Origin of the sequence: Kitasatospora sp. NPDC088351, assembly GCF_040685575.1 — a bacterium.
GTDB lineage: Bacteria > Actinomycetota > Actinomycetes > Streptomycetales > Streptomycetaceae > Kitasatospora.
This window is the reverse complement of record NZ_JBFBIL010000104.1, coordinates 1-11,106: the sequence shown is the minus strand read 5'-3', so window position 1 is coordinate 11,106 and position 11,106 is coordinate 1. Positions and strand designations below refer to the sequence as shown.

At 71.5% G+C, this 11,106-nt stretch carries 10 protein-coding genes and 1 pseudogene; 6 read left to right on the top strand and 5 right to left on the bottom strand.

All coding sequences use genetic code 11. The annotated features are described in order from the left end of the window. Positions 1 to 58: 58 nt before the first annotated feature. Complete coding sequence (locus tag AB0P06_RS36090; protein ID WP_363615098.1) at positions 59 to 469, bottom strand: hypothetical protein; 411 nt, start codon at positions 467 to 469, stop codon at positions 59 to 61. Positions 470 to 752: 283 nt separating this feature from the next. On the opposite strand from AB0P06_RS36090, the gene AB0P06_RS36085 reads away from it, so the two are divergent. The 3 genes and pseudogenes from AB0P06_RS36085 to AB0P06_RS36075 all read left to right on the top strand — a co-directional run bounded on the left by AB0P06_RS36085 (position 753) and on the right by AB0P06_RS36075 (position 2,752). Next, positions 753 to 1,100 carry a transcriptional regulator gene (locus tag AB0P06_RS36085; protein WP_363615096.1) on the top strand — a complete coding sequence of 116 codons (348 nt, stop codon included), beginning with the start codon at positions 753 to 755 and terminating at the stop codon, positions 1,098 to 1,100. Then, positions 1,097 to 1,706: pseudogene (locus AB0P06_RS36080) on the top strand (nucleotidyl transferase AbiEii/AbiGii toxin family protein). The gene AB0P06_RS36085 and the pseudogene AB0P06_RS36080 overlap by 4 nt, the downstream one beginning before the upstream one ends. A gap of 278 nt (positions 1,707 to 1,984) precedes the next feature. Continuing rightward, entirely contained in the window at positions 1,985 to 2,752 is a 768-nt protein-coding gene (locus AB0P06_RS36075) for a DUF3800 domain-containing protein (RefSeq protein ID WP_363615094.1), read from the top strand. Positions 2,753 to 3,005: 253 nt separating this feature from the next. Here AB0P06_RS36075 and AB0P06_RS36070 read toward each other — a convergent pair whose 3' ends face one another. The 3 genes from AB0P06_RS36070 to AB0P06_RS36060 are packed head-to-tail and all read right to left on the bottom strand — an operon-like array spanning position 3,006 to position 7,046. Further along, complete coding sequence (locus AB0P06_RS36070; protein ID WP_363615092.1) at positions 3,006 to 3,224, bottom strand: hypothetical protein; 219 nt, start codon at positions 3,222 to 3,224, stop codon at positions 3,006 to 3,008. A 20-nt stretch (positions 3,225 to 3,244) separates the two neighbouring features. Next, entirely contained in the window at positions 3,245 to 5,980 is a 2,736-nt protein-coding gene (locus AB0P06_RS36065; protein ID WP_363615090.1) for an ATP/GTP-binding protein, read from the bottom strand. A gap of 34 nt (positions 5,981 to 6,014) precedes the next feature. Further along, complete coding sequence (locus AB0P06_RS36060) at positions 6,015 to 7,046, bottom strand: DUF4238 domain-containing protein (protein ID WP_363615088.1); 1,032 nt, start codon at positions 7,044 to 7,046, stop codon at positions 6,015 to 6,017. A 159-nt stretch (positions 7,047 to 7,205) separates the two neighbouring features. Here AB0P06_RS36060 and AB0P06_RS36055 point away from each other — a divergent pair, with 159 nt between their 5' ends. Beyond that, positions 7,206 to 7,517, top strand: a complete 312-nt coding sequence (locus AB0P06_RS36055) for a hypothetical protein (protein WP_363615086.1) — start codon at positions 7,206 to 7,208, stop codon at positions 7,515 to 7,517. On the opposite strand, the gene AB0P06_RS36050 is transcribed toward AB0P06_RS36055, so the two are convergent. After that, positions 7,481 to 9,319: a zeta toxin family protein gene (locus AB0P06_RS36050; RefSeq protein ID WP_363615084.1), complete on the bottom strand. Its 1,839-nt coding sequence runs from the start codon at positions 9,317 to 9,319 to the stop codon at positions 7,481 to 7,483. The two genes, AB0P06_RS36055 and AB0P06_RS36050, sit on opposite strands and share 37 nt — an antisense overlap. A 134-nt stretch (positions 9,320 to 9,453) precedes the next feature. Here AB0P06_RS36050 and AB0P06_RS36045 point away from each other — a divergent pair, with 134 nt between their 5' ends. Further along, positions 9,454 to 9,972: a hypothetical protein gene (locus AB0P06_RS36045; RefSeq protein ID WP_363615082.1), complete on the top strand. Its 519-nt coding sequence runs from the start codon at positions 9,454 to 9,456 to the stop codon at positions 9,970 to 9,972. 305 nt (positions 9,973 to 10,277) lie between these two features. After that, a complete protein-coding gene (locus AB0P06_RS36040; RefSeq protein ID WP_363615080.1) occupies positions 10,278 to 10,490 on the top strand; it encodes a hypothetical protein in 213 nt (70 codons plus the stop codon). Positions 10,491 to 11,106: the final 616 nt, after the last annotated feature.

The window sequence follows — 11,106 nt, the reverse complement described above, 5'->3', positions numbered from 1 at the left end:
AGTTGCGCTCGCGTCACACACCACGGTCTACCGGATCAGGACCCGCCGCGAAGGTGAATCACACAGATTGATCACGACCGAATACGCGCCCTAGGGCGGTGAGTTCCGCGGTGCGGCCCTTGAGGTCGACGACCGCGCGCACTGGCAGGACCAGGTCGGTGCTGTCCCACGCGTGGGATACCCCGAGCTCGGCCCGGACGGTGTCCTCGATCGCCTCGGCGACGGCCGCCAGGTCGAGCAACCGGTACGCGGTCGAGCGGCCGATCCCGAGCTCCGCGAGTGCGTATGCCGACCATGACGGGTGCCCGAGCGCGGTCCACACCTTCGCCTGGTGCGCGGCGCGGACCCGGCGGGCGAGGACCAGGACGGCGGCGCGGACGTCCTCGATCGCGGTGCGCAGCTGCTCGGTCAGTTCCCGGGCGCGCGCCGCGTCGACCGGGCCGGCCTGCTCCTGGTGGTGCTCGTCCATGCTTGAAGCGTTCCCTGCTCCCTCGGGCGAAACCACGGCCGAGGGCCGGGCTGTGGCCTTCCGCTACTTGGCGAGCCACATCCTGATGACCTCGGCGGGCGGGGGTACTAGCTCGTAGAGTGCGATGGCCTTGGCGATGGCGGCGGCGAGCTCGTCGACCGTTCGAACCGTAGGCGATCGATCGGCGGCCGGGGAAGGGCCGTGACGCGGATCGGCGACCCGGGCTCGCACGGCGAGGTCGGTGAGGCGCCGGTCGGCCTGGGTGGAGGGGATAATCGTCTGTATGACGCCGCTTGCTTCCGCTGACAGTCGTTCCGGGCAGCTGGCTGCCCGCCTCCCGGGTTCACTCGGGGAGCTGGAGGGGCCGACGGCCGGCCGGGTCGAGCTTCCGCTGCACCTCGCGTGGTCGGGCCTGAGGGTCTTCGATCTGGGACAGCCGCGGCAGCGGATGGGCCTGTACCGGATCGTGCTGAACGAGGGCATGCGCGAGGATCTTCCGCGGTTCCTGGACGCCGGCCTGCTGGTGCAGCAGTGGCCGGTCCTGAGGACCCTGGTCGGCCCCGCCGTCCGGACAGCGTGGGAGAACAATTTCGTCGAGCTCGCCGCTGTTGCCCGCCCCGCCGCCGCGTGAGGCTTAACCCGCTCCACCGGCGCCTGCTGGCCGACGTTCTTGATGTCGGCGCCCCGTACGCTCTGGTGCTCACCGGCGGGTACGCGGTCCAGGCCCACGGCCTGGCCGACCGCCTTAGCCAGGACCTGGACGTCGCCACTGAGCACCCGGCCGCCATGGCGGAGATCACCCGCGCGCTCACGGGCGGACTGGTGAAACGCGGCTGGCAGGTCCACCAGGTCGAGGTCGTCCCGCTCTCCGCCCGGCTGGTGGTCACCGACCCGCACAGCGGCGAGGCCTGGCCCGGTGCTGGCGGTCGAGGATGTCGTCGGCACCAAGATGCGCGCCCTGGCCGACCGTGGCTACGCCCGCGACCTGATCGACGTACGGGCGGCGGCCCGGCGCTTCACCCGCGCTGACCTGGAGGAGTACGGGCGTCGTGTCCGCAACGGCCTCGACCTTTCCGAGCTGCGGTTCCGTCTCGCCGGGGCCGAGTGGATCGACGATGCCGAGTTCGAGGCCTACGGACTCGGCGATGACGACATCGAGGAGCTGCGTGCGTGGGCTCAGGAATGGGCCGATGACCTCGCGCAGCGCCTGGACTGCGGCTTCTTCGAAGACGACTGACCGGCGGTCGCGTTTCGGGGTGCGGCATGGCCGGGTCCTCAAATTTGCAGCTCGGGGCGCAGGCTGCCTCACCCCGTCCGTAGCTTGTTCAGGAGTTTTCGTCAGGGACCAGCCGCAGCGTCGGCCGGGCGTTCTCCGTTTCCCGTTCGGCGAGGATGTCCGCCGCTACCTGGCTTCCATGGCGCGCAGGCGGGCTTTGTGGTCGTCGTCGGCTTCCTCGTTGCTCAGCGGTCGAACCGGCTTGATGGGGCGACGGGCCTGGGCCTTATAGTCCGACGGTGTACTTGTGTTACGTCGATGATTCGGGCTCAGACAGGATCCGCACCCTGACCGGTCTGCTGGTGCCGGCCGTGGGCTGGGGGGACCTGATGCACTGCTGGCTGGAGGGCCGGCGGGAAGTCGAGTCGGAGTGGGGCGTTCCCAAGAACACCGAGCTGCACGCGGTGAAGCTGGTCAAGGGACGGGGCCAGTTCTGCTCGACCCCGGAACAGGAAGCCCGGTTCCACAAGCGGAGCCGGATTGCCGCGCACGAGATGCTGCTCAAGCGCCTGGGGCGGTGCGAGAACCTGGCGGTCACCACGGTGGCGTGCCGTACCAGCGTGCTCCCGGACGTCTACACCTGCTTCGTCGAGCACCTGGAGGAGTGGGCGGCGGCCCGGGACACCCACGTGATGGTGGTCCTGGACGGCAATCCGGGGCCGGCGGACACGGGCGGCCTCTCGGCGCAGGAGGCGAGCGAGGCGTGGAGGCACGCGGTGCGCAACGCCGCTCCCTACCGGGGTGTGCACCGTGGCCTGCCGCTGGCGTCCCGCCGGGTCCTGGAGGACCCGATCATGCAGGACAGTGCCCACAGCCAGCTCATCCAGGCGGCCGACATGGTCGCGTACGCCGCCTACCACCACCTGGCATGCGGCGACCCCGGCCTGTGGCCGAAGCTGACCCCCATCGGGACGATGTCGCGTTCCTACCGCCGGCTCGCGCCGCGATGGCTCGGAGAACGTGCGGACGAAGGCATCGTGTGGAAGGACGTTCCCAGGGGTTCCTGAACCGTCCCGGAAACGCAGAAACCCCCGGGAGAACCGGGGGCCTACGAGGTGCAAGATCCCGTGGGCGCTCTCGATCGAGCGCATAGGACCTTGCCTGCCCATGGTCCCGGATGCAGCAGGCAATGGCAAGTCTCGGAGAGCAACGGAGAGGAACCGCGAGGAACGGAGAGGACTGGAGAGGCGCTGCGGGTCGCAGAAGCGTCGCCGGGACATGCTCGTCCGAGCGCCGTGCCAGCGCGCCCGTGACCTGGAGCTATTGGTCGGCGAGAAGCTGCTGGAACAGCGTGCAGTCCACGGCGTGCCACTCGCGGACCATGATCTCGGAGCCGTCGCGGACGATCTCGAAGTGCCAGGGGTGACAGTCGTGGCAGGGCCAGATCTCGTACGGCGTCCCGTTTTCGTCGAAGCCCGGCAGGTCGATCGATCCGACAGGTGCGTTGTAGGCGATCTTGCGTGTGTGGGGTGACGTCATGGTGTCCTCTCTTTGGTCTGCTAGCGGTTGCTGAGGCGGAGGCGGTCCCGCCGGGCGGTGATGAGGGTGCGCCAGCGTTCGCGGACGGTGTCGGGGCCGTTGAGCCAGCGGGCGGGGGAGGGGTGGTGGAGGTCCCGGTCGGCCATGAAGTGGGCGATGTCGGTGTAGTAGGCGTAGTCGTGGCCGCGGGTGAGCTGGTCGAGGTCGCGGATGGCGGTGTTCAGTGCGTTGTTGTCGTTGAGGACGGCGTGGTGGAAGCAGACGGCGAGGGCGAGGGTGGTGCGGGCGGCGCGTACGCCGGAGGCCCTGACTTCCGTGTCGAGGAGGTTCGCGCGGTGACGGAACTCGTCGTCGGCGGTGCCGGCGTCGCGGACGAGGGCGGCGATGCGGGTGGTGAGGGTGGTGGCGCGCAGGTCGAGGCCGGCCAGGAGCTGGGCGGCGAGGTCGAGGTCGTCGGCGGCGGTGCGGGGGTCGGTGAAGGCGCGGACGAAGGCGAGCTGGGCCTGGCTGGTGGCGCGTTCGCCGGCGACGGCGTGTTGTTCGGCGTCGGTGCGGGCGGCCTCGTAGTGGGCGGCGGCCTGGTCCATCTCGGCGTGGACCCAGGCGAGGTCGCCGAGGACGCGGTGCTGGCGTCCGGCCCAGCCGAGGGTCTGGGCGGCTTCGTGGGCGGTGGGGAAGTCGCCGTCGAGGCGGGCGAGGTGGACGAGGCCGCGGCGGGCGGCGGGGGCGAGGCGGGTGGTGCCGGCGGCGACCTGCTGCATGCCCTGGCGGGACGCACGACCGCGGCCGAGGTCGCGGTGCGCTTTGGCCCGGTAGTAGAGGGCCATGTCGGTCAGGTCCTCGGGCAGCAGACGGCTGTCGAGGACGCGGGTGAGGCGGTCGGCAGTGCGGGTGCGGTGCTCGCGCTGGCGGGCGGCGAGCGTGCTGAGGGTCTCTACCAGGGCGTCGGCCGGCGTCCCCAGGACAGCGGCACTGGCCGGCCCGGCCGCGGCGGCCTGCCCGGCGGGGGCATCGGGTGCGGGCGGGGCGAGGGGCTCCCAGACCGAGTCGGAGACGTAGGTCCACGCGGCGGCCGCGAGCCATCCGACGTCGAGCCGGTGGTCGCGGGCGAGGGCCAGGCCCTGGCGCAGGCAGGCGACCAGCAGTATCCGGCTGCGGCTGGCGCTGTTGGCCCACTGGTCGCCGAGCGCGTCGAAGGCCCGTGTGGCGGCGCTCGCCCAGTCCTGGTCGGACCAGCGGTCGTCGGTGTGGTCGTCGGCCCGGCGGATGGTGGAGCGCACCACGGCGTGCAGGTGGTAGGGCCACAGGGCGAGCCGGTTCTCGCGGACGAAGGGCCGTTCGGCCAGGCGCAGGGCCGCGGCCTGGTGGGCCATCCCTGCCGCTTTGGTGGCGAGGGGGAGGTCGAAGGCGTCCAGCAGGGACACGGCGCGCAGGACGTGCCGTTCGTCGGGGGTGAGGTCCTGGAGGGTGCGGGCGACGAGGGCGGGGAAGTCGTGGTCGAAGTCGGCGGCCGCGGGTTCACGGGTGCGGCGGATCTCCAGGAAGCGCATCACGGCCAGGTCGAGGTACAGGGGCAGGCCGTGGGAGCGGGCGGTGATGACCCGGCGCAGGTCGTCGCCGATGAGGGGCCGGCCGTCGGCGGTGAGGCGGCGGGCGAGGTAGTCCTCGCAGTCCTCGGGGCTGAAGTCGCCGATCAGGACCTGCCGGTCGGCCGACGCCCCGGCGCCGCTCTCGCCGGCTCCGGGCTCGCCGGCGGCGCGGGCGTGGGGGATGTGGGCGGCCAGCTGCGGCCAGGCGGCGGGCCCGGTGTAGTCGAGCTGCCCCTGCAGAGCGTCGTCGGCCCACTGCAGGCGGCTGCGGCCGCTGATGATGAACAGGGCGCCCGGCATCAGCCACACCACGCGCTGGACCAGGCGCTCCAGGTCGCGGTTGGTGCGGTCGCCGATGTCCTCGAAGGTGTCGAGCAGCACCACCGGCACGACGGCCTTCTTCGCCGGCAGCCGGTCGATCTCGTAGGCGAGCAGGTGCGGATAGAAGGAGACCGCCTCCAGGTCCGGCTCCGCCTCCAGCAGGTCCGCCAGCCGCGGACAGCCGGCCAGCGCCCGGGCCGTGGCACGGCGCTCGCGCACCGCCCGCACGACGGCCGTGGCGACCTGCCCGACCGCGGAGCCGACCACGCCCGGCAGGGCGAGTTCCTCGGCGGCCTTCGACAGTGCGGCCTGTACCTGGCCGGGCAGCGCCCTGGCGAAGCGGCTCACCAGCCCGGCACGGCGCAGGTACTCCTCCAGGCTCTCGCCGGGGTGGTTGTGTTCCCAGTACCGGCCGAGCGCGAGGTCGAACGCCGGCAGGGCGCGGTCCAGGCCGGCGAGCGCCAGACGCAGGGTGAGGACGAGGCGCTCGAAGTCCGTGCCAGCGGAGCGGGCGAGGTCGATACGCACCGGCAACAGCCGCGGTGCCTGCGGCCAGGTGGGCTCGCCCCACTGCGCGGGCCGGAACTCGGCCGCGGTGAGCGAGGCCTCCAGCTTCCGCGACAGCGTGGTTTTTCCGACACCGCCGATGCCGTGGAAGACCAGCACGTTGCGCCGCGCCGCCTCCAGGTCCTGGACGTCGAAGCCAGGAGCGGCCACGTGGGCCAGGTGCTCGGCGAGCGCGGCCGCGACCTGCGCCCACTGCCCTTCCCGGTTGGTGAACGCCTCCTCGGTACCCAGGCTCCGGTCGTTCGAGCCAAACAGCGCCCGCAGATCCCGTCCCGCCATCGACGTGTCCTCCCCCTGAAGATGTGACTGGGCATCAACCTACGTCGTCGTGGTTCTGGCGAGGGACGTTGGACGAGGTGCTCTGCTGCTTGGAGTCGGCGCACGTCTGCCGGATGAAGCGGGTGATGGCTTCCCCAGGGCGATGGTGGACGTGCCGTTCGGCGGCCTGGATCTGGAGTCTGTTCAGCTCATCGACCTTCTGCTTGGGGACGGTGAGGATCCTGTCCTTGTTGGCGAGCGCTACCAGGTGGTGGGGGCCGAGTGGGAGGAGGATCGTGCTGCTGTCCATCAGGGGAACGCCGAAGACAGCGTGCTGTGGGACGGTGTAGCGGACTGTGATGGCGGGGTCGTCACCGATCAGGAATTCCCCCTCCTCAGCCGTGATGATGCAGAGCGAGGCGTCGGCGACGTGAGCGCGGGCCTGGGCGAACGAGTCCTCCAGGGCGGTGCGGAACAACGCGCCGCACTCGTACATGGCGGTGGCGGGTTTCATGAGGAGGTCGACGAAGTACTCAAGGCCAGCGGGGCCTGCCAGGTGCAGACCGTGTTCGGCCAAGGCGGCACGCCTGACCCGGTTGGCGTCGTCGGTGAGCAGGCGCAGGCGGCGCTCGGCGTGAACTCGCCGCCAGGAGCTCTGGTGTATGCGTCGCACGCGCAAGCTCCGGACGAAGTGCAGCGCGACGGTGTCACGCAGCGTCGCCTTCACCCGGCTGCTTGTGAGCAAAGTGCCGTCGTCGAGGGCGTCGAACGCGGCGCTCAGGCGGTTTTCGGTGTCCTGCCACAGTTTCTCAATGGAACCTGAGCCGAATGGCACGAACTCCTCGATCCAGCCGAACCCGGCCGAGCTGTTGTCCTTGTGCCGACGTTCCGGATAATGCAGGTCGAAGCGGCCGACCCGCAGCCCCGCTCGGCGCTGGGGCGTGGCGAAGCGCTTGAGGAGGACCTGGGATACGACGTGCTGTCGGTGGACGGGCCGCTCGGGTTCGGCGCTCAGCTCGAGAACGCGGGCTATCAGCTGCGGGATATCCACCGGCTCTGGGGCGGGTCCGCTCGGCGGGACGTTCATCGCCCGATGGTGGCACCCTGGTCGGGCCGGGTCCACCAGATTGAAGTACCACGAGGTGGGGGCAAGGCACCCGAAGGAAGGCGGATCGCGGGTGGCCGTAGGCTCCGACGCGTCAGGAAGCCCCTGGCCTGCGCATTTCCGAGAGCGAAGGCGGTTCCCGTGCACGATCCTGAACTCCCCGAGCAGCACCGTCCGGCCGGTGCTGGTCCCGGCACACCGGAGGACACCGGAGACGACGGCGCGCGCCGCCGGGTCGCGGAGAAGATCGAGGAGGTCGCGGCCTGGTACGCCGAGCAGATCCATGCCGAACGCCGGCGCCCGGCGCCCGACCCGGTTCGGGTCGAGCGGCTGCTGGCCGAACGCGCGGCCTGTACCAAGGCGCTGCGTGACCTGCCGGAGACGACCGGCATGGAGCTGGGGCGGATCGAGGCCGACTACGAGGCCAGGCTCAGCGAGATTACCGGGGCGTAGGAGCGCGGCGCCGGGAGCGCGGCGGGCGGGGCGAAGGCGAGCCGGCCGGGCTGGAGCGCGGGTGGCAGCAGCGGCCAGGCGAGGCGGGTGATCGCGTCGACCTCCCGCCGGTACTGCGGCAGGCCTGCGCGCAGTTCGCGCTGGCGGGCGAGGAAGTGGCGGGCTTCCTGCTCGGTGTAGGGCCGCACCTGTCCCGCCCGGGTGGCGAGCGCGGCACCTGCCGGACCGGTCCACTGGCCGTCGCCGAGCGTGTTGCGGAAGACGGCGGTGTTGTCGCGGCGGATCACGGTGATGTGGTCGACCAGCGCCTGGTCCTCGACGGCCTGGACGCACTCCAACAGCGCCGCCAGGCAGCGGTCGTGCCCACTCGCGGTGGTGAACCGGCCCGGCAGGGTGCCGCCCCGGCTGACCTCGGCGTAGCGCAGGGCGGTGCCCTGGCGGCTGTCGGCCGCGCGGACGTCCAGGACCAGCAGTTCGACGCGGTACCCGGCCCGCCGCCACGCGGTCGCGTCGTCGAGGAAGGCGTTCGTGCTGCCGGGGGCGATCTCGATTACGGCGTCCGCGCGTCGCTCCCGCACGTACGCCTCGGCCCGGGCCTGCCATGCCTTGTAGTCCGCGCGGATCCGGGCGGAGGCGGTACGCGGGTGCTCGCGCAGCAGCCGGAAGTAGTCCGGGTGGGCCGCCTTGAACAGCTCGCCCGCGATCCACACCGGCCGCCGCTCGCGCAGCGCTCGGCGGACCATCATCGTCGCCTGGGTCTTGCCCGCGCCGGGTGCCCCCATCACGTACACGACGACGGGCCGCTCCTGTGCCACGATCTCCCCGAGGTCCGGGACGATCAGGTTCTGGAACGTCCAGTCGTGCTCGTCGGCGGACAGCCGGTGGTAGTCGACGCCGGGCGGTCCGGGGATCGGCTGGGCGGTGCGCCGCACCGGCTCGGCCAGCGCGGCGGCCCGCTCCGCATCCCGCACGACGGCCAGCACCCGGTCGGCCGGCAGCCGGGTCTCCGCCCGCACCAGGGCGCGCTCGGTGCGGGCCAGCGACCGGCGGAAGGACGCGGTCTCCACCGCGCCCCACCACCTGGCCCGCTCGGCTTCCACCGCCCGCGCCGCGTCGGGCGGCCGCGCCCAGATCCCGTCGACGAGCTCGTTGCCGTACAGGAACTCCAGGCCGCGCCGGACCACCGTGACGCGGTCCACCAGGTGCTCGTCCTCCAGCACCGCCAGGGTGCGGCCCAGCTGGCGGGCGCACTCGTCGTGGTTGGCCCACGACACCCAGCGCCCGGCACCGTCCCCGTCGCCGAGGTAGCGCTCCAGCACGCCGAGCTGGCTGACCGCCAGGGCGCACGCCACGGCGACCACCTCGATCCGGTGCCCGGCCGCCCGGTAGGCCCGCGCCTGGGCCCGGGCCTCGCTTGGGTCGGCGAGCGCGGTCTCCACCAGAGCGTCCAGGCGGTGGGCGCGCACGTACTCCTCCACTTCGGCCTGCCAGCGACGGGTGTCCGTACGCACACCGGCGCCGGCGGTGCGCACGTCCTTCGCCAGCAGCGCCTCGTAGTGCCGGTGCGCGGCCTTGTAAAGGTCGGCGCCGACGCGCACAGCGCCGCCGCGCCGACTGATCACCGGCAGCAGCAGGTCGCCGAGGGTGGTCTTGCCGCTTCCGGGCGGGCCGGCCACGAGGAGCACCACCGGCTCCTCCTGCGGCATCGCACCACCGGCCCAGGCCGGGAGGATCACCCCGCTCAGGACCTGGCTTCTCTCGGTGTCCGGCAGGACCGCCGGGACGGCCGTCCGTTGCTCCACCACTGCTCCGATCCATCCCGAATAGTTGATAGTTGATAGATGAGCCGGTAAGGAGTAGCAACTATCCGCGCTCGGGGGGAAGCATAACGTCGAATACCCTTGGCGCTAAGCAGAGCCAGGTATCGGGAGGGTGGATGATCCACATCAAGCTGGGCCCCCGGGCCACGGCGAAGGCGCACGATCCCCTCGGACGCAGCCACACCGGCTGGGAACCGGGGCTGAGTGACGAGCAGACCTACGAGGCAGGCCGCGGCGCCTGGGTCCTGGGGACCAAGGCCGACCGCGAGCGCTACCTGCTGCTCGCCGCCGACGGCGTTGTCCGCCAGGCGATCGAGATCGACCGGCTCATCCAGGTCACCGGCAGCCGCCGGGCCGTGGAGGGGACCGTCCTTTCCCCCGGCCACCCCGTCCACGACGCCTACGTCGACAAGCCCTCCCCCGTCCCGGCGTCCGTGCGCAACCCCGTCACCTACATCGACTCCGCCCACGACACCAAGGCCTGCGCCTGTGGCTGCGGCGAGACCACCACCACCGGCTGGTTCGTCCCCGGCCACGACCAGAAAGCCCTCCACGAACGCGTCGCCCGGATCGGCACGGTCTACGAGTTCATCCGGTGGTTCGACCGCACCCACCCCGACAATCAGGTGAACTGACCAGCTGGGCAGCGGACAGTCGCAGCCCGCAGGTACTCATCCGTGGATTCCGCTGACGAACCGGCACGCCCTCGGGCACGCTGGTGAACGTGACGGCCTGCCGTCCCCGCCTACGTCGCCGCCCTGCCATGGGACCCCCGCGGATACCCGGTCCCGGCCGAGATCGGTAGCAGGGGCTTAACCGCTCTGTTCTGAGGATCTGAAACAACGGGCCGGTCTGGCCCTGATAGCCAGGGCCAAAGCACTACCACCGGTGATAGCGGTCTGGCTTACCCGGCCCCGTCCGGGCTGCGAGACTGGTGATCATGACCGACCGCCGCCCTCTCGCGATGCCCGCCTTCTCCGCGACCGCCACGGACGCACTCCTGCCCGCCCAGTCCGGTGTGCGTCGGCTGCCGGTCGAGCAGGGCGCCGACTTCCGCCAGCCGCCCGGTGAGACCGTGAACGCGCCTGCCCCTGCCCGCCGCCGCCTCTCGCCCGGAGGCCTGACCTTCTCCGACCCGGACCGGCAGATCTGACCGGCCCCGGCCGCGCCACCGCAGGCTTCTGACCTGCGGAGGGTTCAAAAATCGGCCCTCAAATGAGGGCCCAAAAGTAGAAGTCCCCGCGTGTGGCCTGCGGTTCTACCAGCCGTCCATCGCCCGGGCGTCGCCGCTGATCGCGTACCGGCCTCACCGCCCGCCGCGGCCGGGCCGTCGTGCCGGGACGGAGGCGTCCTGGCTGGTCAGGAGTGGGCCAGGGCGTTTGCGCGCAGGTGGTCGAGCAGGGCTTGCACCTCGGTCCTGTCGTCGCCGTCCGTGGTGAAGCTGAGGACGGAAGATTTCAAGTCCAGTGAGACGGTCGTGACGCTATGAGGTTTGTGGTGTGGGTTCGCGGCGCTTGGCGGGGTCGTTGATCCACGCGGTCTTGGGGATCTGGGGTGGTCTGGGGCGGCGGCCGAAGCGTTCGGGGTGCCGCGCGTAGGCCTCGGCGAGGGTGACGGCGCGCTGGTCGCGGATCTCCTCCGCCGTCCCGAAGCGGACGCTGGCGGGGGTGTGAAGTCCGATGCCCGAGTGCCGGTGCTCGTGGTTGCTTGTGTCCTGAACGTGAGGAGTGGCTTTATGTAGGTGAAGTCAATTCTGCGGTGCTGTGTGG